The 24,902-nt window shown below is 52.9% G+C and carries 20 protein-coding genes; 11 read left to right on the top strand and 9 right to left on the bottom strand.

Annotation, left to right across the window (positions count from 1 at the left end):
* Positions 1 to 8: 8 nt before the first annotated feature.
* The 3 genes from B7992_RS06175 to rplU form a co-directional block, all read right to left on the bottom strand.
* The gene (locus B7992_RS06175) at positions 9 to 2,438 is read right to left on the bottom strand and encodes a hypothetical protein (RefSeq protein WP_254917635.1); all 2,430 of its coding nucleotides are present in this window, start codon (positions 2,436 to 2,438) and stop codon (positions 9 to 11) included.
* Between the two features lie 70 nt (positions 2,439 to 2,508).
* Positions 2,509 to 2,769 (bottom strand): 50S ribosomal protein L27, encoded by a 261-nt coding sequence (gene rpmA / locus B7992_RS06170; RefSeq protein WP_073161417.1) that lies wholly within the window; start codon positions 2,767 to 2,769, stop codon positions 2,509 to 2,511.
* 3 nt (positions 2,770 to 2,772) lie between these two features.
* Entirely contained in the window at positions 2,773 to 3,258 is a 486-nt protein-coding gene (gene rplU, locus B7992_RS06165) for a 50S ribosomal protein L21 (protein WP_073161416.1), read from the bottom strand.
* 216 nt (positions 3,259 to 3,474) lie between these two features.
* Here rplU and B7992_RS06160 point away from each other — a divergent pair, with 216 nt between their 5' ends.
* The 8 genes from B7992_RS06160 (at position 3,475) to B7992_RS06125 (ending at position 14,657) form a co-directional block, all read left to right on the top strand.
* The gene (locus tag B7992_RS06160; protein WP_073161415.1) at positions 3,475 to 6,324 is read left to right on the top strand and encodes a glycoside hydrolase family 2 protein; all 2,850 of its coding nucleotides are present in this window, start codon (positions 3,475 to 3,477) and stop codon (positions 6,322 to 6,324) included.
* A gap of 320 nt (positions 6,325 to 6,644) precedes the next feature.
* Positions 6,645 to 7,919 (top strand): glutamate-5-semialdehyde dehydrogenase, encoded by a 1,275-nt coding sequence (locus B7992_RS06155; RefSeq protein ID WP_088665818.1) that lies wholly within the window; start codon positions 6,645 to 6,647, stop codon positions 7,917 to 7,919.
* Between the two features lie 69 nt (positions 7,920 to 7,988).
* A complete protein-coding gene (gene hisI, locus B7992_RS06150; RefSeq protein WP_073161414.1) occupies positions 7,989 to 8,339 on the top strand; it encodes a phosphoribosyl-AMP cyclohydrolase in 351 nt (116 codons plus the stop codon).
* Positions 8,340 to 8,377: 38 nt separating this feature from the next.
* Positions 8,378 to 9,391, top strand: a complete 1,014-nt coding sequence (tilS, locus tag B7992_RS06145) for a tRNA lysidine(34) synthetase TilS (protein WP_088665803.1) — start codon at positions 8,378 to 8,380, stop codon at positions 9,389 to 9,391.
* Between the two features lie 129 nt (positions 9,392 to 9,520).
* On the top strand, positions 9,521 to 11,641 hold the full coding sequence (gene ftsH, locus B7992_RS06140) for an ATP-dependent zinc metalloprotease FtsH (protein ID WP_088665817.1): 2,121 nt from the start codon (positions 9,521 to 9,523) through the stop codon (positions 11,639 to 11,641).
* Positions 11,642 to 11,679: 38 nt separating this feature from the next.
* Positions 11,680 to 12,570, top strand: a complete 891-nt coding sequence (folP, locus tag B7992_RS06135; protein WP_073161412.1) for a dihydropteroate synthase — start codon at positions 11,680 to 11,682, stop codon at positions 12,568 to 12,570.
* Complete coding sequence (gene cdaA / locus B7992_RS06130; RefSeq protein ID WP_073161411.1) at positions 12,557 to 13,396, top strand: diadenylate cyclase CdaA; 840 nt, start codon at positions 12,557 to 12,559, stop codon at positions 13,394 to 13,396. Before folP ends, cdaA begins: the two co-directional genes overlap by 14 nt.
* A 19-nt stretch (positions 13,397 to 13,415) precedes the next feature.
* Complete coding sequence (locus B7992_RS06125; RefSeq protein ID WP_073161410.1) at positions 13,416 to 14,657, top strand: SUMF1/EgtB/PvdO family nonheme iron enzyme; 1,242 nt, start codon at positions 13,416 to 13,418, stop codon at positions 14,655 to 14,657.
* 80 nt (positions 14,658 to 14,737) lie between these two features.
* Here the strand turns inward: B7992_RS06125 and B7992_RS06120 are convergent, their stop codons facing one another.
* Positions 14,738 to 15,238, bottom strand: coding sequence for a hypothetical protein (locus tag B7992_RS06120; protein WP_073161409.1), 501 nt, complete (start codon positions 15,236 to 15,238; stop codon positions 14,738 to 14,740).
* Positions 15,239 to 15,321: 83 nt separating this feature from the next.
* On the opposite strand from B7992_RS06120, the gene B7992_RS06115 reads away from it, so the two are divergent.
* A complete protein-coding gene (locus B7992_RS06115; RefSeq protein WP_073161408.1) occupies positions 15,322 to 15,678 on the top strand; it encodes a hypothetical protein in 357 nt (118 codons plus the stop codon).
* A gap of 176 nt (positions 15,679 to 15,854) precedes the next feature.
* On the opposite strand, the gene B7992_RS06110 is transcribed toward B7992_RS06115, so the two are convergent.
* Together B7992_RS06110 and B7992_RS06105 are read right to left on the bottom strand one after the other, a co-directional pair.
* Positions 15,855 to 16,625, bottom strand: a complete 771-nt coding sequence (locus tag B7992_RS06110; RefSeq protein WP_073161407.1) for a thioredoxin-like domain-containing protein — start codon at positions 16,623 to 16,625, stop codon at positions 15,855 to 15,857.
* Between the two features lie 14 nt (positions 16,626 to 16,639).
* Entirely contained in the window at positions 16,640 to 17,827 is a 1,188-nt protein-coding gene (locus tag B7992_RS06105; protein ID WP_073237928.1) for a dihydroorotate oxidase, read from the bottom strand.
* A gap of 154 nt (positions 17,828 to 17,981) precedes the next feature.
* Between B7992_RS06105 and B7992_RS06100 the strand changes: the two genes are divergently transcribed.
* Positions 17,982 to 19,361: a M20/M25/M40 family metallo-hydrolase gene (locus B7992_RS06100; RefSeq protein ID WP_088665802.1), complete on the top strand. Its 1,380-nt coding sequence runs from the start codon at positions 17,982 to 17,984 to the stop codon at positions 19,359 to 19,361.
* A 10-nt stretch (positions 19,362 to 19,371) separates the two neighbouring features.
* Entirely contained in the window at positions 19,372 to 20,061 is a 690-nt protein-coding gene (locus B7992_RS06095) for an NAD-dependent deacylase (protein ID WP_073161404.1), read from the top strand.
* 35 nt (positions 20,062 to 20,096) lie between these two features.
* Here the strand turns inward: B7992_RS06095 and B7992_RS06090 are convergent, their stop codons facing one another.
* From B7992_RS06090 to B7992_RS06080, 3 genes are read right to left on the bottom strand one after another with little or no spacing between them, the layout of a single operon-like run.
* Positions 20,097 to 21,206, bottom strand: coding sequence for an ABC transporter ATP-binding protein (locus B7992_RS06090; protein ID WP_176421863.1), 1,110 nt, complete (start codon positions 21,204 to 21,206; stop codon positions 20,097 to 20,099).
* The gene (locus B7992_RS06085; RefSeq protein WP_073237920.1) at positions 21,199 to 22,278 is read right to left on the bottom strand and encodes an ABC transporter permease; all 1,080 of its coding nucleotides are present in this window, start codon (positions 22,276 to 22,278) and stop codon (positions 21,199 to 21,201) included. Before B7992_RS06085 ends, B7992_RS06090 begins: the two co-directional genes overlap by 8 nt.
* A 14-nt stretch (positions 22,279 to 22,292) precedes the next feature.
* Positions 22,293 to 24,872: an ATP-binding protein gene (locus tag B7992_RS06080; protein WP_088665800.1), complete on the bottom strand. Its 2,580-nt coding sequence runs from the start codon at positions 24,870 to 24,872 to the stop codon at positions 22,293 to 22,295.
* Positions 24,873 to 24,902: the final 30 nt, after the last annotated feature.

Genomic DNA, 24,902 nt, shown 5'->3' with positions numbered 1-24,902 from the left:
CCTACGGCTTACTCGGGGTAGGCACAGCAACGGAAACCAATCGACGGAGACTTATAGAAAGCCGAAGCTTCGCGATACATGGTCTTCTTCCCCGTCAGGAATACCACCTCGATATGGTCAGGGACATACTTCAGACTGCCACCCAAAGTCTCCAGCCACTTCTCGCCGCCTTTCTTGTACTCGCCATAGGGAGCATAGTCCACACCCACGGAATTGCCGTTGGAATCCTGAACATCAAAGAACTGCAAGGAATCCTTGAAGTCCTTCTTGGTCAGAATCTTGTACAGCGTCCTAGAAGTGTCAGCCGTATACACCGTATCCACTCGAGTACCTTCGCGATAAAGGAATACGGAATCCGTCGTATATTCAGGGCGGGTATAGTAGGGGAAGCTGCGGTTGGTACACAGGGCCTGGGATTCCAGGTCGACGCCACCCATCTTCTTATAGCTGCTACCACGAACCACGACAGAGGTATCTTCGGAGCGGCCCAGCACCCATTCCTGATACTGGCCAGGAAGGTCGAACACGCCCATGGGATTCACGCATCTAGAACTGCGCGTAGCAATAGATGCCGCAGACAAGGAATCGTTGGTCGCCACATTGCAATAGGAATAGAGGTAATCCACGACTCCATCGGAAGCATCTTCCACAACGCCGTAAGATAACGACCCACCAGAAAGGCAAACCAGTTCCCAGTCGCGTTCCTTGCACAGGCTCACCGTAAACCCGCTTGCAGAAATCGAGTTACAAGCCTCCAACGCTTCGGAATGAAGGACGTTCACCATGAATTCGCCGGAATCGTTACGGTGTTCATAACGTTCCATGCAGAAGACGCCGGTAGTGTCGGAAGCCTTCACCGCAATAAAGCCCTCGGGGCATTCCACCTGGCTAGCCAGTTCTCCCGGAGAGACCACAACTGTATCGACAAGGGCGATGGAACTGTAGCCAGACCGGTCCACAGCACGGATTCGCAGGATCAACGTATCGCCGGGAGACACCCAGCGGATCGTATCGGTAACGAATGCGGAAACGCCCTTGGCGCTTACTTCGTCAGCCACGATCTGCACGCTGTCACCGTCTATCTGGTAAAGCTTGTTGTACTGGCAGGTGTCATCCGGGCATTCATGCCTTTCCCACTTGTTGGCACTCTTGTTGAAGGTTTCAATTTCGTAGGTTTCAACGGTATCGTAGCACAGCAACATCAGGCAGTCCTTGGGCAAGGTCAGGACTGAATCCACATCGATATTATGATCTTCCTTCAGCGGGTCTACACTACGGCTCCAGAAAATACGCAGGCGGTTATTGCTATCAAGGCGGGCCATGTTGGGGAACAGGGTATCCTTGAGAGTAAAGATTTTTGTAGGCATCAAGGGTGCAATGGAATCGGTGGTCGAGAAGTCATGCCAGGAACTTTCGGACATGTAATCGTTACCCGCATACTGGGCGTTGGCATCAAAGGCGGTAGACGCAATCTTGTACTTGCTTTCGGCTTTCAGGCCTTCAATCACCAAACTGAAAATATTCGAATCGGGTTCGTCTGCATTATACCCCTTGCCATCCTTGATCAAGAGGTGAAGACGGTTCTTGTTGGACTTTCGAACTTCCACAGATTCTTCCCACAGGGAATCACCATTGGAGAAGAAATGGGCATTACGCTTGTAGATTTCCTTGCCGGTAGAATCAACGCCATCAGGAGACTTGACCGTCACCTTGATCTTGGAAAGATCTTCATCCTGGTTTTCGGCATAGATGATAATGTTGTAGCCGGCAATCACGCCGCTCAAGTCGTTGGGGTCGTAATAGTCCGTCTGGTCTGTGGGTCGGGTCCACTTAAATTCCGCGCCCGTAGTCCACTTCGTTTCAGGACGGTCCAGCACAGAAAACAGAGGGGCGATATCATCCCGGAAATGAATATACACATGCTGTACCGAACCGGGACCGCCGCTGGTATACTCGCAATAGATGGCCACCATCAGACTTTCGCGCTTCGATTCCCTGACACTTTCCAGAATGTCGCTTCCGGTAAGATCCACCGTATCGTAGAGAGCCTTGGTCTTCTTATACTCGATAACGGTATCGGCCCTGTCCAGCTCCTTGCTTCCCACAGACCTGGTGGAGTCCTTCACAACCGTAGAATCGAACCACAGGTAAATCTTGGAAAGATCATCCTTGTCGATGGGATATTGATAACGGACCTGATAGCAGAAAGCCCCGCTGTCGGCAGAAGAGGCGCACTCCCTAAGGACAGTCAGTTCGGAAACTTCCCTGTTAAAAAGGTATTCAACCTCGCTATCATCATCGGAGCAAGCGACAAAAACGGAGCCCAAACAAGCAACCAGCAACGCAAAAACAGAAAAAGACAAAAATCTCTTGACCATAGAAGAAAAATTAGCAAAAAAAATAAGGCCACCCTTGCGGATGACCTTACTCAAAAGCATTTTAGCTTGTTTACTCAAAGATTCTAGGAAAGGCTCCAAGGGAAACCTTCGGGGTTCCCTTGCGTCTTAATTAGTTTTCTTCAGCGTAAACGGAAACCTTCTGACGCTTTGCATCGACGTATTCGAACTTCACGACGCCATCAATGAGGGAGAACAAGGTGAAATCCTTGCCCATGCCGACATTCTTGCCGTTGTGGAAGTGAGAACCGCGCTGACGGACGATGATGTTGCCAGCCTTGACAACTTCACCAGCATACTTCTTGACACCAAGATACTTGGCGTTAGAGTCGCGACCGTTACGAACAGAACCTTGACCTTTCTTATGTGCCATGGATTAAGCCTCCTTAGCCTTACGCAGAGAGTTCTTCTTGACCTTAGCAGGCTTCGGGAGACCCTGAGCGATCTTTTCCTTGCGAGTGAGGGGCTTGTTCTGAGCCTTCTGCTTAGCAAGGGCAGCCACGCGAGCGCGGTTGCGGGTAATAACTTGAGGTTCAACAGTTGCGGATTCTGCGCCGGAGCGAATTTCCGTTACGAGCACCTCGGTATAGCCCTGACGATGACCGTTACGACGTTCGTAACGAGTACGACGCTTCTTCTTGAACACGATAATGGTATCGTATTTGCCGTGGTCGAGAACTTCAACCTTGACGGAAGCATCATTCAGGACAGGGGTGCCGATTTGCACTTCTTTTCCTGCGAAAAGAAGAACGGACTTGAGCTCCAGTTCGGAACCAACAGCTGCGTCGAGGGTCGGAACCTTGTAGGTCTTGCCGAGTTCGACTTTATACTGGAAACCACCTGTTTCAACAATAGAATACATTTTGTAATCCTTTTTAAGTTGCTATTGGGACCACAAATTTAGCAACGCCGTCAAAAAAATTAAAGGGTTTATCCACAGAAAATGAACATATTTTTAAAAATTTGCGGTTCCATCCCGAAAATTCCCCCTTTTTAGCCCCTCCTTCGCCTAACAATCGTTGTTCGCCGCCCATTATTTTCCTAACTTTGCCCCCGTATAACTATAAAGGACCCTCAAATGAGTAAGATAATGAGTCTAAATGGCGACTGGCAGATGCTCTGGGATACCGAAGACACCGGTATTTCCAACCGCTGGTACGCAACTTATCCGGCAAACACTGAAACTGTCCAGGTTCCCCACGTCTGGGAACGCGCATTCGACAAGTTTTTGATGTCCCAGGACTGCGCTTACTATTTCAAACGTTTCACCATCGAAGATGAAAAGCAGGTGACCAAGCGTATTTTCCTGCATTTCGACCGTATCGCAACTCATGCAACTGTCTGGCTGAACGGCAAGTTGCTGGGCACCCACTTCGGCGCCTACACTCCTTTCGAATTTGAAACCCAGAAGGCCCTGAAGATCGGCGAAGAAAACGTGCTCTGCGTACGCGTTGCCAACATGGGCGCCGCCAACAGCCGTATCGACTTCGGCCGCGAATCCAAGGAAGGCGCAGACGACCGTTTTGCCCATCCTAGCGAAATGCCCGTCGGCCTCCCCTGGAACCAGTACCCCTTTGGCGGTATCTATGGCGATGTAAGCCTGGTTCTCGGTACTGCAGCCTTCATTTCTGACGTTCACGTGGAACCGGACCTGGACCAGGACCGCATCGCCTGCGAAGTCAGCTTCAACAACCCCCGTGGCTTCCAGACCCGTCTCCGCGTTCTCATGAAGAATCCGGCAGGCGAAGTCTACGAACACTTCATCAATAACATCAAGCTGGACAAGGAAAACGCCACCCAGCGCTACGTGTTCGAAGTGAAGGAACTGAAGAGAGACAAGTTCCAGTGGAGCCCCGACCACCCCAACGTTTTCGCCATCGAATTCCAGATGGAAATCAAGGCCGCCAAGGAAAAGGACGGCAAGGAAATCAAGCGTCCCGAATACGCCTTCCCCGTCGTTCGCACCTTCGGCTTCCGCAAGTTCGACTGCCTTAAGGGCGACTATTACCTGAACGACCAGATTCTCAAGATCCAGGGCGTCAGCTACAACCAGCAGTGGAGCGAAGGCGGTCTCTGGACCGACAACAACCCCAAGTTGGAAAAGGACCTGATGGCCGTCAAGGAAGCAGGCTTCAACGCCATCCGTTCTTGCGGCGCACCTCTGACCGAGGCAGCCCTGAACATCTGCGACAAGATCGGCTTGATCGTCTTCCAGGAATTCCCCATCCACACCATGCGTTCCACCCCCCAGGGTCTGGAAATCGCCAAGAAACTGATTAACGACCTGATCAAGGAACAGCACAACCACCCCTGTATCGGTGTGTGGGTCCTGGGTTCCGAAAACGGCACCTTCCTGCTGCAGAACGGCAACAAGATGCTGAACGCCATCGGCCCCGTAGACATGACCCGCCCGGTAATCAGCAACCTGAACAGTATCTACCTGGATAACGAAGGCAACTTCCGCAAGGATACCGGCAAGCTCCTGCCCGTTACCGTAGACCGCATTTCTGCTTACGCAACGCTCCGCGTGAACCCCCGCATGAGCCCCAGCGCCACCTACACCCACTACCTGGCCCACAGCTTCGACCGCGACAACGAAGAGCTGATGGTTCCGGATGCAGGTCTTGGCGACGCTCACTTCCAGGACGAAGAAGAAAACGTAGCACAGGATATCTCCAACAAGATGCTGGTGACCCTGAAGAACCACACCCTTCTTCCCAAGGATGCAACCACCATCAAGGGTCCCCGTTGCACCAAGAACCAGAAGGCCGTCAAGACTTTCGTCAAGTCCATCGAAAACTTTGTGGAAAGCGACCTTTCTGTATGGAAGTCTTACAGGGACTTCTGCAGCGACGTAAACGGCATTGGCCTCAAGAGCAAGCTGGACCAGGTCAGCGCCTTCCAGAGCAACCCCCAGATTTCCGGTTTCTTCCTGGATCAGTGGGCAGACTGCAGCACCGACTTCTGCGGTATCAATGACGAAAACCGCGTAAGCAAGGGCTTCGAAGATTTCACCAAGGAAATCACCACCCCCAGCCGCGCTCTTGTCAGCGAACTGGAACACGTGGTCGCCCCCCAGAGCGAAATCAGCTTCCAGATTACCCTCCTGAACAACAAGCGTCTCGAAGAAGTTTCTGTAGAAGTCAAGCTGCTGGACGCCAAGGGCAAGGAAATTTCTAGCCAGACTATGGAACCGGAAGAACCGGCCGGCAAGACCAGCTTGACTCAGCTGGGCATCTGCACCATGATGGCCCCCCGCAATGAGGGCAAGTACCAGCTGCAGATTACCCTGCTGGACAACGGCAACACCATCCATACGTCTACAGAAGACTTGATCGTTATCGACCAGGCCGATGTACGTTCCGCCATGAAGAAGGTCTGCTTCCTGGACGAAAGCGAAGAATCCAGCGACGCACTGGCCGCACTCTCCGGCAAGGAACCCATCATCTTTACCGCAAACCTCAGCTCCTGGCCCGATGAAATTCTGGACAAGCTAATCGACGTGGTCAAGAACGGCGGCAAGACCTTGCTGCTTTCTGACATGACCCAGGACGACATCGACTTCCTGAACCAGAGCCACCATTTCGACAGCAACATTGAATCTCACTGGAGCACCGGTGCCAACGAAATGAGCCTCCACTACCTGCCCAAGGGTTCCGCCCTGGCATCCGTATTTGGAGAAACCGCAGTTCTGGACCACAACGCCGCAGCGGTTATGCCCAGCATTTCCCTGAACGAACTGCCCGGCGCACAGGTGTTCGCACGTTCCGTCTCCCTGAAGGAAGGCGAAGTGAAGACCGGTTGCGACCTGCAGCTCTACCCCTTCGGCAAGGGTAAGATCATGTTCAACCAGTTCAACGTCTTCGAAGGTCTTGAAACCAACGCCCTCGCCGACGCACTGTTCACCAAGATCGTGGAACTGCTGTAATAGCGAAAAGCAAACAGGTTAAAGCTAAAAGGCCGCGGATACACTCCGCGGTCTTTTATTTTATATAAAATTAGCGGGACCGACCCGCTTACCTATAAATAAAAAAGACTCGGTGCCTTATGAGAGAGAAGGCAAGCACCGAGTCTAAACACCCAAGTCCGATACCCTGGCGACTACCCATTAATGTCGCGAGTAAAAACAAACCTGTATTGATTTCAAAGTATACTTTTTTACTACAAAAAGCAAGCAGTTTTCCCAAAATTCCAAGCGAAGAATATTCCAACTTGGACGATGGCCGTCGCGATAGCTATATTTACAGCATGAACACTGTCGATTTAGAGAAATATTCCGACCTTCTGGCCCAAAACGCCCGCAAGGCAAGCAAGAAAATCCGCACCCTCAGCGCAGAGACCCGCAGTAAGGTTCTGGCCCGCGTGGCCGAACTGCTCCGCGCAAGCAAGCCGGAAATTCTCGCCGCAAACAAGCTGGACACCGACGCCGCCCAGGGTAAGATTAGCGACTCCATGCTGGACCGTCTGACTTTGAATGACGCCCGCATCGAATCCATGGCCAAGGGTGCCGAAGAAATCGCCGCCTTCGCTGACCCGCTGAACAAGGTTCTGGAAGCCCGCGAACTGAAGAACGGAATCAAGATCAGCCGCGTGGCAGTGCCTATCGGCTCCGTGTTCTTTATTTTCGAAAGCCGCCCCAACGTGACCATCGACGGGGCATGCCTCTGCTTTAAGGCGGGAAACGCCGTGATTCTCCGTGGCGGCAAGGAATCCATCAACAGCGCTAAGTGTCTGGCAGATATCTTCCGCAAGGCCCTCACCGAAAATGGCGTTGACGAAGATGCCGTCCAGCTGGTAACGGAATCCAGCCACGACTTGGTCAGCATGCTGCTGCTGCGCAACGACTGCATAGACCTGGTGATTCCCCGCGGTGGCGAACGCCTGATCCGCGCCGTTGTGGACCAGAGCAAGATTCCTGTCATCAAGCACTTTAACGGTATCTGCCACGTTTATGTGGACAAGTCCGCCGACATCGCAAAGGCAGAGAACATCCTGATCAACGCCAAGACTCAGCGCACCGGCGTATGCAACGCCATGGAATGCGTCCTGTTTGACAAGGCCCTCCCCTCCTCCGACGTGAAGCGTCTTGTGGAAGCCCTCACCAGCCGCGGCGTAGAACTGTTCGGTAACGCCGACGCCCAGAAGCGTCTGGAAGGCATCACCAACGTCACCGACATCGGCGATGAAGCCAACTACCACACCGAATATCTGGCATTGAAGGCCAGCGTGAAGTTCGTGGAAAACGTAGAAGAAGCCGCCGACCATATCGAAAAGTACAGCAGCCGCCATACGGAAGCCATTGTTTCCGAAGACGCCGCCGCACAGGATTACTTTGTGGCCAACGTGGATTCCAGCAGCGTCATGGTGAACGCCAGCACCCGTTTTGCAGACGGCGGCGAATACGGCCTTGGCGCCGAAGTGGGCATTTCCACCGACAAGCTCCATGCCCGTGGCCCCATGGGCGTTGAAAGCCTCTGCACCTACAAGTGGGTGCTCCGTGGCGAAGGCCAAGTCCGCGGTTAATAGCAAACGTCATTCTGAGCGAAGATGCAAAAGCATCGAAGCGAAGAATCCAAAAAAAAAGGATTCAAAATGAAATTTGAAGATATCATGAAAGAAGTGAAGTTCGAAGTGGAAGTAGACGGAGTGATGCTGGCCCCCGCTATCGTTCAGGATGCAGACAAGGGTGATGTTCTCATGATGGCATGGATGAACGAGGAAGCCCTCCGCCGAACCCAGGAATGTGGCGAAATGGTATTCTGGAGCCGTAGCCGCAAGGAATACTGGCACAAGGGCGACACCAGCGGAAACGTCATGACCGTCGTGGAATGGGCCACCGACTGCGACAGCGACGCCTTGCTGTTCAAGGTCCGCATGCAGGGGCCGCAAGTGGCTTGCCACACAGGCGCCCGCAGCTGCTTCTTCAAGGTCTGCGAAAAATAGCGGAGAGTATAAAGGATAGAGGATAAAGGTTTTTTGTTTTGAGCAATCCCCCCCCATCATTCCTTGAATCCACTAGAAATAAAATCAAGCAAAACGGCTGGAAGCGTCTTTTGTTGGCGGTTTCCGGTGGGTTAGACTCTATTTGTCTGGCCCATTTTTTCGTAGTTCACAAGGAAGCCCTGGGAATCGAGTGGTTAGGCATCGCCCATGTGCATCATGGGCTGCGAGAAGGAACGGCAGATCGGGATGCTGAATTTGTTAAGGTTTTTGCCGCACAAAACCAGAGCCCATTTTTTTTAGGAACGTTGGATGGAGTAGCGTTAAAAGCCGCAGAGGGTTCGTTAGAAAATAACGCACGGGATGCCCGCTATGATGCATTGCGGAAATTCGCCCACGAGAACCGCGCCGACGCCATCGTTACCGCCCACCACGCCGGAGACCAGGCGGAAACCGTGTACCTCAGGTTACGTCGCGGAGTAAGCCTGGCAGGATTGCAGGGCATCCAGAGCGTTCGCCTGCTAGCAACCGACACGGACCTCCCCCACGAAGCGGTTTTCCTTTACCGCCCCTTTCTTGACGTTTCCCGCAAGGAACTGCAGGAATACGCCCGCGATAATAATCTGCAATGGTGTGAAGACGAAAGCAATTCCGACGTAAAGTTCACCCGCAACCAGATTCGTCACGAAGCACTCCCCACCCTAGAAAAATTGCATCCCGGGGCCACAAGTCAGCTGGTCCGGATTGCGTCAAAAACTGTTTCCGCCTACGAAAGGATCTTGACTATTGCAGACAAGCTATTCCTACCGCTTGTCATTTCAAGGGATGACGGCCTTACCCTCGACACCAAAAAAGGAAAGATTTCCCTAAAGAATGGAATGGACGAAATTTTCCGTTTATGGCTGGATCGTCAAGGCTACCGATTCCCCGTAGGAACCTTCAAGGGCAAGGCCCTGCTCAACGACATCAGGAACCTCTCTTACCGCACCCGATTCATCGAGAAAAAACGCAATATTATCAGAATTTGCGAGAAGAAGGCCTCAGCAGACATTTAATAATTTGTATTTTGTCGGTGTACGAAATTTTTTGAACTATTCTAAAGGGAAAGTATGAGTCAACGCCCCGGCAAAAGTGGAAAGCCCACGCCCCCATACAAGAACAAGAACTTTATCATCCTTATCGTGATGATCCTGTTGCTATTCATTATGTTCCCCCTGGCAGGGAAAAATGAAGAAGCCAACATGACCCGCACGGAATTCCTGGCCATGATGGGAGATTCCACCAAGGTCATTACGGAACTGAGCCTGCAGAAGACCAAGGATGGCATCATCATCGAAGGCGCCCGCGAAATGACTGCCGAAGAGCAGGCCGCCGCGAAAAAGAGTCAGAGCGTGATCGCCCGCTTCGCCAAGAACGAAGATACAGGCAAGACCAAGCATTTCGTCAGCCACATGCTGGACGTCACCAACGAGCAGATTACCGCCTGGGAAGTTTTCAAGGGAGTCAAGGTCAAGGTCATCCACGAAGAATCCTCCTGGATGGATACCCTGGTGGCATTCATGCCGGCAATCCTCCTGATTGTGTTCTTCTACTTTATGATGAGCCGTCAGATGGGCGGTGGCGGCAAGAACCCCTTCGCCTTCGGCAAGAGCCAGGCCCGCCAGCTGGACGTAAAGAAGAAGACCTTGTTTACCGACGTCGCAGGCTGTGACGAAGCCAAGCAGGACTTGCAGGAACTTGTAGAATTCCTTAAGGATCCCAAAAAGTTTGACGCACTTGGTGGACGTATCCCCAAGGGTGCATTGTTGGTAGGCCCTCCGGGTACCGGTAAGACTTTGCTGGCCCGCGCCGTTGCCGGCGAAGCTGGAGTCCCCTTCTTTAGCATGAGTGGTTCCGACTTCGTGGAAATGTTCGTGGGCGTGGGTGCTAGCCGAGTCCGTGATCTTTTTGAAAACGGAAAGAAGAATGCTCCCTGTATTTTGTTCATCGATGAAATTGATGCCGTCGGTCGTCAGCGTGGTGCAGGCCTTGGTGGCGGACACGACGAACGCGAACAGACCTTGAACCAGTTGCTGGTGGAAATGGATGGCTTTACCGCCAACGAAGGCGTGATCCTCATTGCAGCCACCAACCGCCCCGATGTTCTGGACAAGGCTTTGCTCCGTCCGGGTCGTTTTGACCGTCAGATTGTGGTGGGACTGCCCGACCTGAAGGGCCGTGAAGAAATCCTCCGCGTCCACCTGAAGAAGCGCAAGGTTCCTCTGGCAGACGATGTGGATATCAAGGCTGTTGCAAAGGGCACTCCGGGACTTGCCGGTGCAGACCTGGAAAACCTGGTGAACGAAGCCGCCTTGATGGCCGCCCGCTTCAACAACAAGAAGGTGACCATGCTGGACTTCGAGGAAGCCCGCGACAAGCTTTCTATGGGTGCGGAACGCAGAACTCTCCTCATGACCGACGAGGAAAAGCGCCATACCGCCTACCACGAAGCAGGCCACGCCCTTATGACCTTGCTGTGCAAGCATTCCGACCCGCTGCACAAGATTACCATTATCCCCCGCGGTCGCGCCCTTGGCGTAACCATGAGCCTGCCGGAACGAGACCAGGTTTCTTACAGCCGCGAATACGCCGAAGAACGCATCATGATCATGATGTCCGGCCGTCTGGCAGAACTGGTATTCTTCAACCATCAGAGCACCGGCGCCTCCAACGATATCCAGCGCGCCACGGAACTGGCCCGCAAGATGGTGACCGAATGGGGCTTCGACGATGAAATCGGTCCTGTTTGCTATAGCCGCGCCGATGGCGAAGTGTTCCTGGGCCGCGAAATCAGCAAGCCTAAGGAAATGTCCGAAATGATGGCCCAGAAGATCGACCAGGCTGTTAACGGACTGATCAAGCGTCTGGATGCAGAAGCCAAGAAGCTGATTGAAGAAAACAAGGACAAGCTGATCGACCTGGCCGAAGCCCTCTTCGAATTCGAAGTTCTGGACCGCGAAGAAATCGACCGCGTCATGGCTGGCGAAAAGCTGGAAGGCACCAAGAAGAGCCGCCAGTACAAGGCCATGGAAGAAATGGCTGCCAAGAAGAAGGCCGAAGACACTCCGCCTCCCGACCCCGGTGCACAGCCTCCTGTTGCTCCCGCAAGTGACGCTCCCGTTGAAGCAGTGAAGCCTGCCCCGGCTACCGGTTCCGAAACCGCCAGCGACAGCAGCTCCCAGTCCGCTGAAGTTCCAGCCGAAGCAGCCGAAGCCTCCGCTGAAACCACAGCCAGTGCAACTGCCGAAGCAAAAGAAGAAAACTAAAAACTCAACCTCACACCTATCGACCACGAGAAGCATTTATGTTCAAGTCCGTTCTTAGCAAGTCCCGCGCCTTACCTTGGAAAATCGGCGACCAGGTTCTCTCCTGCCAGCCCTCCCCTCTCATTATGGGAATCGTCAACGTAACGCCGGATAGTTTCTTTGACGGAGGACAGCATAACACTCTAGACGCCGCCTTCCAGCATTCCATGAAGTTGCTCCAGGAAGGGGCTGTCATTCTGGACATCGGTGGCGAAAGCAGCCGTCCGGGAAGCGCTCCCGTAAGCGTACAGGAAGAACTGGACCGCGTCTGCCCGCTGGTAGAACGCCTGGCCAAGTTCGCTAAAAATAGCGACGCCCCCACCTTCTACATGTCCGTCGATACGGTGAAGTCCAAGGTCGCCCAGGAGACCATGAATCTTGGCGCCCACATCATCAACGACATCAGCGCCTGCGCCATGGACAAGGACATGCCTGCAGTCGTTGCAAAGACTGGAGCCAGTGTGGTGCTGAACCACATGCGCGGAAACTTCGGAACCATGCAGCAGGACTTCAAGCCCTACGAGAACGTGGTACAGGAAGTCCGCGAAGAACTGCTGGCCCAGGCAAAGCTCCTTCTGGACTTGGGCGTCGAACCTCAGAAAATCTGTCTGGATCCGGGCATCGGATTCGGCAAAACGGTACAGGACAACATCGACCTGATGAAGTCCGTGGAAGACATGCTGGAAGACGGCTACCCCGTTCTGATCGGCACCTCCCGCAAATCCTACATCGGCAAGATGGCGGGGCTCGAAACCAGCGACCGACTGATCCCCACCGTTACTGCAGGCATTGTGGCAGCCCTGGGCGGTGCAAGTATCATCCGCGTCCACGATGTAAAGGAAGCCAAGGAATCCATGCTCTATCTGGAGGGCATGAATGGTTCTGTTTAAACTGTTCGACATCATCGATGTCCGTATGGCGGACATCCTTGACGTCCTCTTGATTTCAATTATCCTCTACTACATCTTTTTGCTGTTCCGCGGAACCCGCGCAGCCCAGATGCTCTTTGGCGGATTGCTGTTGATCCTCGCCTGGATTATCGCCCAGTGGTGGGAACTGCACACCGTCGTGTGGCTCATCAGTAACCTGGCTACCTTGGGAATTATCGCCGTGGTGATCTTGTTCCAGCCCGAAATCCGAAGCGCGCTGACCCGAATCGGTATCGCAGCCAGTAAGCTGGACCTCCACAATTTCTTCTTCCACGCCAGCGGCCTGGATGACATTACCAAGACTATCGCCGCCGCAGTCCAGGACCTGGCAAAGACCCGCACCGGTGCGTTGATCGTTCTCGAGAAGCGAGTGGGCCTCAGGAACTACGCCGACACCGGTGAAATTCTCGACGCACGCATTAGCGCCCGACTCCTCCGCGCCCTGTTCTTCCCCAACTCCGCCCTTCATGACGGTGCCGTTATCGTAAACAGCAAGCGCATTGTTGCAGCAGGCTGTATCCTCCCCATGCCCACCGGCAACGCCGAAAAGGAAGCGGGCTACGGCATGCGCCACCGCGCCGCAAAGGCTCTGGCCGCCGAATGTGACGCCCTGGTCATCGTGGTCTCCGAAGAAACGGGCTACATCTCCATCGCCTACAGAAACTCCCTGCGCCGAAACATCAGCGTCCAGGAACTGAAGCAGGAAATCATCCGCCACTGGGGCGAACTCTTTAACGACGTTCGTGAAACCGGTAAGACGGAAGCCGCCGCAGAAAAAGCAGAATAAAGAAAGGAATTAAAGCATCATGGCAGAGAATCAAGAAAACAAGGGCACCGAAAGCAAATCTAGCCGCAAGAAAAGAAACGTTGTCGTACTCGTACTCATGTTCCTTTTGTTGGTCTGCCTTTTTATTGTGCAGTGCCACCTGGACCAGATGAAGCAGGAAGCCCTGGCCAAGGAACAGGAAACCGCCCTTGAAATGCAGCGTCGCCGCACCCTTGATAGCCTCCGTCAGCTGGAGCAGATGCGCGCAGACTCCATCCGCAGGGCCGATAGTCTCGCCGCCCTCGTAGTGGATACCGTTCCTGCCGACACCACCCCCGCCGTCGTGGAACCGGTAAAGCCCGCCCTGAACCGCGACAGCATCCGCCATGTCCGCGACAGCATCAAGCATGTAAACGACAGCCTGGCCGCCATCGAAAAGGCCCGTCAGGACAGCCTGAAGGCCGTTGCAGACAGTCTCGCGGCCCTCGAAAAGATCCGCGCCGAAGAAGCCGAAAAGAAGCGTATCGCCGACTCCATCCGCGCCGCCGACCAGGTTCCGCCGGTTGCAGAAATCGCTCCCCCCGCAGGCCGTTACTACGATCCCATCAAGCTGAAGGTCAAGTGCGACGAAATCAAGTGCAAGACCTACCTCTCTGTTGGCGACACCAACAATCCTGTGGAAGCAGGCAAGGCCATCGAATACAACAAGACCGGTTCTGTGTTCTATTACGCCGTAGACTCCGTGGGCAACCGTACCCCCTGGGAAGAAGCCAAGTATGACATGGCCAGCGACAACGTCTGCGGAAAGAACGCCTACCCCGTTCCTGTTGGCGGTAAGCAGGTCTGCGTAGACGCCTACGAATATCCCAACTCCCCCGACGAACTTCCCAAGGACATGGTCTCCCAGGAAGAAGCCGTGGCCCTCTGCGCCAAGGAAGGTAAGCACCTCTGCTCTATCGATGAATGGCAGGCCGCCTGCCGTGGCAAGGACAACACCAAGTATTCCTATGGTGACACCTACAAGCAGAACAAGTGCAACACCAACACCAAGGCTGCCAAGCGCGTAGGCCGCAAGGAACAGTGCCGTAGCTGGTGGGGCATGTACGACATGAACGGAAACCTCTGGGAATGGACTTCTACCACAAGCAAGGATCACCCCAATATGTATCTGGTGGCCGGTGGTGCATGGAACACCAACAATGGAAGCAAGTGTACCGAAAGCAAGTTCAGCTTCTACCCCCAGAATCAGTACCCCTCCGTAGGCTTCCGCTGCTGCAAGTGAGTCATGAGTTTTCAGCTTTGAGCAACGAGTTTTATAATCGCGCCGAAGGCGCCATATTTTAACTCACAACTCATAGCTCACTACTCCAACAGCTCTACGTGCAGGTGTTCTGCATCGCCTTTTTCCCAAATTGCTCGGGCCTTGCCCTTAAGCTTATCTTCGACGCCGGTTACAACCATCCGGCGTTTTTCAATGGGAATGTTCTTAATACGGAAATCAATAGCCTTGTTAAAGTAGTGCTTAGAATTTCGGGCATGAAAAGGATAGTCATTACCGCTTGTGATTACGGGAATGTAATCATCCCCCATCACATTGTGGAAGACGTTCACCACCGTCAGACCCACCGTATCCATAACCGGTTCCAGGCTTTCAAGGTACACCCCCGGTTTCTGTCGGGTGCGGTTCAGCAAGAGACGGTGGACCTCATCACCATTAAAGGCTCGGTTGTTCAGGTGGCGCAAATATTCCTCGGCAGACCAGGATTCCTCAACATAATTACTTTCAAACTTTGGGATAGGCCGACGATTGTCCTGAATTAGCTGGTAGACAAAAAATACCAGCGCAACAGCAATTACAGGCATTAAAAGATGAATATGTTTTAGAATAAACTGCATTTTACAATAGATTTCGCGTTTTCCAACGCCAAAAATACTATTTTAGAGGCATGAAAAAGATTATCGCCCTCTCTATTACACTCTCTGCAGCAGCAACCCTCTTTACCGCATGCGGAAACGACTCCGCAAATTATGTGGGCCACTGGCAGGGTGAATCCAATATGGTTTTCGAAGTTTTGAGCAACGACAATCAGAACTTCACAATCCGCAACATCAATGGCGACCTTACCGCCAAGTTCGAAGACGGCAGAATCTGCGGCAAGAATTCCCTGGATATGCAGTATTGCATGACCGTCAAGGGCGACTCCGCTTACTATGAATTCGGCGGCATCACCACGGGTTACAAGCGTATCGGCCAGGCTGAATACGAACAGATCTTCGACAACCAGAAGAAGAGCATGCAGTAATCCTATAATACGGATTTTGCCGCTCTTTAAAAAATCTGACTTTATAAAGAAACCCCTCAGTAAAAATGAGGGGTTTCTTTTGTGCTTTAATCCAATATTATGGCAGCAGAACTACTCCAGTTTATTTGCGAATTCATCAAACCAGCTCACGAGCTTCAAAACCAAATTGGTCCAGCCTAGTTCTTGGCTTCGTTCAGCACTTCGACCACCAATTTTTCAACCATGGACTGGGAGGGAGCGCCACTCCAGACACGCTTGATGTAACCGTTTTCATCCAGAAGCATCAAGGTGGGAACCGCCCTAATTCCATAGCGGCGCCACATTTCCTGGGTGGCATCGCGGTAGAGGGGGTACGGCGAAGCGTGCTGCTGCGCATAGAAGGCATTCAGAGTCTTTGTATCTTCGTTAGAAATACCGATGACTTCCAGGCCCTTGGAGGCGTACTTGCCATACACATTGGCCAGCACAGGCAAGGTCTTACGGCAAGGGCCGCACCATGTAGCCCAGAAGTCCAGCAAGGTGGCCTTGGGCTTGGCGTTGCGCTTTTCGCCATTCTTGTAGAAGTTGGCGCCGAATTCAGCCATCTTGCTTCCGATAGCGGAACCTGTCAGGCTGCTGATATCATCGGGGCGATCCGTAATCTTTACGGTCATGGGAATCTTCTTCCCTTCACGAACCACATCAATCTTGACGTTCGACCCCACCTTGCCCTTGGAAATAGCCTGCTGGATTTGAGCAACATCCTGAAGGGGCTGCCCCTGGACACCTACAATCTGGTCACCGGCCACCATGCCTGCGGTAAAGCAACCGGAACCGGGATGCACGCCAATAACCTGGAGGGCCAAGTGATTTTCGAAAGTTCCCTTCTTGAAGGTAACACCAAGCCAGGGCACGGCACAGGCAAAGCTGACCGCACAAAGAATCAAAAATGCAAAATTGCGATTCATGACGCCTCGCCCACCTACTTCAGAGTCGTCACCTTGGGATTATGATTGTCGTAATCCTGCAGGGTGGCATAACCCGTTTCCTTGAGGGCGGCAGCCAGTTCCTTACGCATGGAATGAGCGGCCATCCAGCGGAATGCCACCACAGAATAGCACTGCACGGCATCCACACCCATCTTGATCAGGTCAAACACCTTGAAGCCATGGTCGATACCGCCGCATGCGATCACGCTCATCTGGGGGTAATGTTCGCGGATATACTTTACGTTCCATACCATGTTCTCGTACAGGGGGCGGCCAGACATGCCACCGCAATCTCCATCGGCGCGGAGGGGCGTCAAGTCTTCGAACTTGGTCTGTACGGGAAGTTCGCTAATCTTCTTGGTGGGGTAAGTGTTGCCCACCACCACACCGTTCACGCCGCAGCGCACCAGCATATCCATGATGTTCACCAGATGGCGTTCAGAAAGGTCCGGGCTGATTTTAGCATAAACGGCCTTGCGCAAAGTCTGGGAATTGCGGAACTTCATGATTTCGCTGAAGATCTTTTCGGTGAGGGACAAGTCCATGTCTACGCGGGATTCACCGGTATTGGGGCAGCTCACGTTAATTTCTATGTAATCACCAGCCTTGTAGGCGATGGCAAAGCTTTCCACCACGTCCTTTAATTTATCTTCATCGTTGGTCAGGCCCGGAGTTTCGGCAACGGAAACACCGACACAGAGGCCAACCTTGTGGGCCTTGGCCAGCTGGGCGTCTACACGGCGGGCAATGACTTCGACACCTTCGTTATTCAGGCCCATGCTGTTATGAATGGCACGTTCCTCTTCGATGAAACCGACGCGGGGACGGTGGGTATTACCTTCGCGGAAGTTGCGGGTGGCAGTACCTACAGAAATACCGCCGAAACCCATATTGGCGTAGTCGCAAATGCGCTTGGCCGTCTTGTTGGCACCGGCTGCCAGAATGATGGGGCAACCGAAATACAGGGAATTGCTATGGTCCGGGAAAGTGACCACGCGCTTGAGGGTCTTGCTCAAGTCGGGGCGGCCGCTCATAAAGGGAATGATGGGAGCAAACCTGGCGGCATGCTTCAGGGAGTCATGACGGAATTCCGGATTGTTGTGGAAAATCTTGCGGATCATGGCCAACACGCGGTCGCCAAAGTTCAGGTAGTATTCGTGATTTACACAATTGAATGCCATAATTACACCTTTTAATCGCCTTTTTATAGTCAGCGTCAATTATTACGCCTTTTAAAATAGAAAATATAAAGGCCTGACACTGCGCCCCATTTTTCTTTACTATTTTCATGTGTGGTTAAATCAGGTCAAAAACGCTAACTATATAACAAGACTTATGGAACAGCAGATCAAGAAAGCTATCAAGGCAAAAATGCCCACCTATATTCAGCAACTGAGCAAGCTGGTGAGCATTCCCTCCATCAGTTTCGACAATTTTGACCAGAAGTATGTTCTGGAATCCGCCGAGGCCGTCAAGCAGATGTTCGCCGAAGCAGGTCTCACCAACATCCAGTTCCTGACTCCGGAAAGCGGCCGCCACACGGTCTATGCCGAAAGCCTGACCTCTCCGGACAAGCCCACCATCTTGTTGTACGCCCATCACGACGTGCAGCCCCCCATGCGCGAGGCCCTCTGGAACACCAAGCCTTTTGAAGCAACCGTCAGTGCCGACGGAGAACGTCTCTTTGGCCGCGGTACCGCCGACGACAAGGCCGGCATCATTATGCACCTGGCCGCCCTGGAACAGGTCCGCGCCCTTAAGAAGAACGACGGCCCTAACCTGAAGTTCATTATCGAAGGCGAAGAGGAATCCGGCAGCGCAGGTTTCGCAGGCATCCTTAAAAAGCATGCCGAACTTTTGAAGGCCGATGCCGTAATCATCGCCGACCTGGGCAACTTCGCCAAGGGCACGCCCTCCATTACCACCACCCTTCGCGGCATGAGCGCCGTATCCGTGGAACTGAAGGCAACGAAGGCTCCCCTCCATTCCGGCTCCTGGTCAGGCCCCATTCCCGACGTAGGTCAGGTCCTTTGCCGCATGATCGCGGAGCTGACCGACGGTACCGGCAAGATCTTGATTCCCGGCTTTGAAGACGGACTGGTTTCGCCCACCGCCGAAGACTTGGCCTCTTACAGGAGCCTGGGCATGACCGAAGAAATCTTCCGCAACGACGGCGGCGTCCTGGATGGCGTCAAGCTGAAGTGTTCCGAAGATGAAATTTTGACGACCCTGTGGCGCAAGCCTAGCCTGGTGGTTACCGCCATGGAAGTGGGCAGCCGCATGAACGCAGGAAACGTTCTGCAAGACAGCGCCTACGCCCGCATCGGCATCCGTCTGGCCCCCGGCATGGACGCCGACCGCTGCACCCAGCTGCTGGTGGACTTCCTGAAGCAGCACGTTCCTTATGGAATCCAGTGCAACATCGTTACCGAAGACGGCGCCAACCCCTTCGTCACAGACACAAGTCACCCCTTCTTCAAGAAGATGAGCGATGCCATGACCGCCGCCTACGAAAGCGAGACCAAGATTATCGGTTGCGGCGCCAGCATCCCCGGTGCAGAACTTTTCCGCAGCACCCTGGGCAACATCCCCGTGCTGATGACCGGTCTTGAAGACCCCGAATGTAACGCCCACGGCGAAAACGAAAGCCTTTACCTGCCCGACTTCGAAAAGGGTATCGTAGCAGAAACCTTGTTCTTTGGAGGCCTCTGCTAGAGGATCACTTATGAAAAAACGCTTGGTTGTTTTAACTGGTGCAGGAATTAGCGCGGAATCCGGACTCAGGACATTCCGCGGTAACGACGGCATGTGGGAACACGAAAACATCGACGACGTATGCACCCCCGAAGGTTACTACCGCGACCGCAAGCGCGTCAAGGATTTCTACAACTTCCTGCGCATGGGTCTCAAGGAACACCAGCCCAACGCCGCCCACTACGCCCTGGCAGAACTGGAAAACCGTCTTGGCGACGAATTCCTGCTGATTACCCAGAACGTAGACGACCTGCATGAACGCGCCGGCAGCCGCCAGGTGTTGCATATGCACGGCGACCTGATGCGCCTGACCTGCGAACGAGACCCCAGACACCAGTTCGTATTCAAGGGCGAAGAAACCATGAAGACCATCTGTCCCTTCTGCGGTGCCATGAGCCGTCCGGACATCGTGTTCTTCGGAGAAACCCCGCAGTACATGGAAGAAATCCAGCAGGCCCTGGAAGAATGCGAAGAGTTTGTCTACATTGGCACCAGCAGTGTGGTCTACCCCGCCGCCGGTTTCAAGAGCCTGGCCCATTCCTACGGAGCCAAGGTTACCTGTCTGAATTTGGAAGTCCCCGCCAGCGACCCCTACACCGATGTAAGCATCCAGGGCAAGGCCAGCGTCATTGTACCGGAATGGTGCAAGAACTTTAAATAATTTGTGGACGTCAAAAAGTTTCCGCTAACCGGTTTTTATAGACCGTAGCAGAAAGCGATATGATCCGCTTCGGAGTCCTGACTCCGGGGCGGTTTTTCGTTACCGCGGCAACGAGCCTGAGCGTCGGCGGAAAGCTTGGAGCAACGTTCGCATCGATCCGCAAAACGACAGCCAGACACAAAATCCTTGGGATGGGGCACAGAGCCCGGAATAGACTTCAGGTTCTTCATTTCGCTGTGACTTTCAGGAATGGCAGCCAGCAAGCCCTGGGTATAAGGATGCAGCGGATTGTTGATGACTTCACGGACAGGGCCCACTTCAACAATGCGGCCCGCATACATTACAGCCACGCGGTTGGCATACTGGGAAACGATACCCATGTTGTGGGTAATGAGCAGCACTGCGGTTCCAGTACTTTCGGCCATTTCCTTAAGCACCGCCAGAACCTGAGCCTGCACGGTCACGTCAAGAGCCGTAGTCGGTTCGTCGGCAATAATCAGTTTGGGCCTAGGCAGCAACGCCATCACGATGCAGACTCGCTGCAGCATACCCCCCGAAAGTTCATGAGGGTAAGAATTCAAGACACGATCCGGATCCGTAAAGCCGGCCAAGTTCAGCATGCGGCGAACTTCCGCTTCAGGGGCATCCTTCCCGGAGCCTACCATGGAACGTGCGCGGGCACTGAACTTGAAAACTTCCAGCAGCTGTTTCTTGATAGTCACCACCGGATTCAGGGCCTGCATGGGTTCCTGGAAGATGCACGCGATTTCGGAACCGCGAACCTTCTGAAGTTCCTTCAGCGGGAGTTTGGACAAGTCAATGCAAGATTCCTCGCTATCGCTCGGAATGACACATTGAGACACGTTCTGAATGGCTCCTTGAGACGCGTTCTGAATGGCTCCTTGAGACGCGTCCTGAATGGCGCTGGGAGCAAACAGCACTTCGCCGCTGACAATTTTTGCGGAGGGCTGAGGCAGCAATCGCAAGATGCTCATGGCGGTCACGCTCTTACCGCAACCAGACTCCCCCACCAGCGCAAAGAATTCACCGGCATGGATGTCAAAGGAAACACAGTCCGTCACCTGCAGGCGGGCAGCCCCGAAGGCCACCGACAAATCCTTTACAGAAAGAACCGTGTTACTCATAGCGGTCTCCAGACTTGGGATCCATGGCATCGCGAACACCTTCGCCTACAAAAGTGGTCAAAAGCAAGGTCACAAAGAGTGCCGCCACCGTACTTACAGAAATCCAGGGGGCGTAAAGATTATTCAATCCCTGGCTCATCAGTTCGCCCCAGCTAGGTGTAGGCGGCTGCAGACCGAAGCCAAGAAAATCCAGGGAGGTCAGGCTTCCGATTCCGCCAATCAAGGTAAAGGGAAACAGCGTCACCACAGGCGTCATGGCGTTGGGCAAAATTTCCTTGAAGAAAATATGACGATGTCCAAGTCCCAACACGCGGGCGGACTGCACATAGGTCATGCCGCGCAACTTCATGAATTCGGCACGCATATAGTAGCTGAGCGAAATCCAGTTGAAAGCAGCCATAATCAAAATCAGAAGCCAGAAACTGCGGCCATAGATACTGCCAATAAGAATCACCACATAAAGCATGGGCAGCGAAGACCAGATTTCGATAATGCGCTGCATGCCGGTATCCCAGAACTTTCCAAGATAGCCCTGAATGCCACCAATGACGATTCCCAGGAACGTACCCAGAACCGTTAGCAGTAGACTAAAGCTGATACAAATCCTAAAACCATGAATCAAGCGGGCCAGAACGTCGCGGCCATTGGAATCCGTTCCCAGCCAATGCTTGGCGCTGGGGGCGAAAGGCGGCGCACCGTCATTATCCAGGTCGGCCTTCAGCGGGTCATGAGCCACAGGAGGCATAATGGTCCAGAGATCAGGACAGCCACCGGCTCGAGTAAAACCTTCGGCGGCATCTTCTTCGCATTCACGAACCGCAGCAAACAAGGCACCGTAATCGGCCTCGGTATCATAGCTACCGCCAAAGTCCTTGTCGCTATATCGGGCAAAGGCCGGGAAATAGCTCTTGCCATTGTAGCTCATGTACAGGGGTTCGTCGTTCACGGTCCAGGGACTAGTCAACGAAAGCAGGTAAGCCGCCACAAGAACCACAAGCGACCAGAAAGCCCGACGATTCCTGCGGAAACGTCTCAGACGATTCAAGGTTTCTTGAGTCAATCGAACTTTCATGTGCCAAGCCCGCCCTAGTTAAACACCTTCTGCAAAAGGTTATAGAACTTGGTAAAGTCAACCGGCTTAGAAATATGCCCATCCATGCCGGCATTCACCGATTCCTGGACATCTTCGGCAAAGGCGTTTGCAGTCATTGCATAAATCTTGATGCAGGCCTTGAGCGGGTCAGACATTTGACGAATTCTGCGGGTCGTTTCATAGCCGTCCATGCGAGGCATCTGCACGTCCATCAAAATCAAGTCGTAGCTGCCAGACGGTTCACGTTCCAACCTTTCAAGGCATTCCATGCCGTCTTCGGAACATTCCACATGAACGCCAAAACTCTTCAGCATTTCTTCGGCAATCTCGCGATTCAACTTGTTGTCTTCTACAAGAAGGATTCGCTTGCCCTGAAGGTTAGCAATGTACTTCGGCGAATTCTTACCATCACCCACGCTATCGCTTTCTGCAACACGGTGAGGAGTTTTCACCACGACCTTGGTACCTTCGCCAACCTTGCTGTTCACCTCGATGGAACCACCCATCAAGTCCACATACTTCTTGACGATACTCAGGCCAAGGCCAGAACCAACGACACCGCTAATCGTCGCAGACCGTTCGCGTTCAAAATCTTCGAATATATGAGGCAGGAAACTTTCCGATATACCCACACCGTTGTCTTCAACGGTAGTCACCATATAGCACCAGCCTTCCTTTTCATGAGGCATTTCGCGGAAGTTCACTCTGACAGTTCCAGCGTTCTCGGTATACTTCACCGCATTGCTGACCACATTCAGAATCACCTGCTGGACTTTAACCTTGTCGCAGAAAATATACTTGTGACCCATGTTTCTGGACACCAGAAGCATGATATTCTTTTCTCGAGCCGTTTCTTCGAAGGTCACGGCAACTTCGCCTGTCAGTTCGGCCACCACAGTGGGAGACTCTTCCAGAAACACTTCGCCCGATTCAATGCGAGCCATGTTCAGCACGGAGTTAATCAAGCCCATCAGCTGCTTGCCGGACATCTGGATATTATTCAGACAGCGAGAAAGTTTTTCAGTCTGTTCGGGAGGCAGACCCAGTTCCCACAAATACTGCAGGGCCAACGTATCATAGCCAAGCACCGCATTCATAGGTGTGCGGATGTCATGACTCATGTTGAACAGGAACTTCGACTTGGCTTTATCGGCAGAGCGAGCCTTTTCCAGGGCGGTTTCCAGAGCGATTCGCTGTTCCAGTTGTTTCTTCTGCTTTGAACGTTCCAATTCCATGGTTTCGTCAAAGTTCTTGAAGCCCATCACAAATTCCGGACGAATCTTGGAAGGTCTTACGAAAAGAGCCTGGATATAATGGGTCGTACCGTTCCCCTGGGTACGGAATACGAAATCAAACTGAGACCTGTTGGCAAAAGCCTCCTTCACCTTTTCAAGGGTCAACACCTGATCAAACAAGGCCTTGTCTTCGGGAATAACCATACGGTTGGCGTACACAGCCATGATCTGATTATACTTGGCGTCTCCGCTAAAGAGAGCGCCAGCCTTCTGAACGAGAATGGGGGCAATACGGATGCACTGGTTTTCACCCGTATCCAGATTCACTTCGAAGACACTGGCGTACGATTCCGCCAAGGCGCCGACCACACTCTGGAAGTGGTCCCTGTTTTCTGTATGGATCATGCGGCTGGCACGGTTCATCAAGTAGATTACCAGGAAAACAATCAAGACGATGATCAAGGCTATTAGAAGGGCGCCAACCACAACCTGGATAGAAACCTTTGAAATTTCTTCCGGAGGGACCAGGACCACAAGGTAAAATCCGTAATCGCCAATGGCATAAACACCGGCTACGTGGGCACCGTTCTCGTCGCCATAGGTGAACTCAACAATGGAATCATCCAAGGCGGCCTTACGGAACAAGTCCATATTGCGATCGGCAAAATTACCAGTCAGCACAGACCTGAACGGGAGGCCATATTCCGCCTCATCCAGAGAAGAGACCACGTTCAACTTGGAATCCAGAATGTATTCGTACGCACGGCGGTTACTCAAGGAGGAATCAAGCAAATGGCGTAATTTTGTACGGCCACCCATGGAGCCCACCAGATAGCCCACAACAGAATCCTTAAATGTTACGGGCTGCACAAATCCCGCTAGGGCCTGCAAACTCCTCTTGGACTTCAGAATGGAGAAGACGTTGTTCTTTCTGGAAATGGCTTCCCTATAGAGGGGTTCATCATAAAGATCGAACTGATTGTCTTCGCTTACAAGGACCCCATCGAGCCTAAGGAAGTCCACATAGTCAAAAAAGTCCTCACTATTTTCCGCCACCTCTTTAACAGCAGCCGGCGTAACGGGCAAACTCTTTAGCCGACGAGAGAGTTCCGAAGCCATCAACTGAACCTTTACGCGGGATGCATCCAGATGATGATTCAGCAGTTCCGATTTCTGCTTAACTTCCCATGCGACATACATTTCAATCTGTCTCACATGAGCTTCACGGACAATGTATGCAAAAAAAGCGGCAGCGATAAAAACGCCAACGGCAACAGAAGTCGCAAGTAAAAACTTGGGATTCATGTCCATCGGTCTGTTGTTCTTTTTGTCTTCCATAGGAGGCCCTTTTTCGCACACAATAATAAC

The organism is Fibrobacter sp. UWH1 (genome assembly GCF_002210365.1).
GTDB lineage: Bacteria > Fibrobacterota > Fibrobacteria > Fibrobacterales > Fibrobacteraceae > Fibrobacter.
Note: the sequence above shows the minus strand (reverse complement) of the source record. Positions and strands in the feature narration are given on the sequence as shown.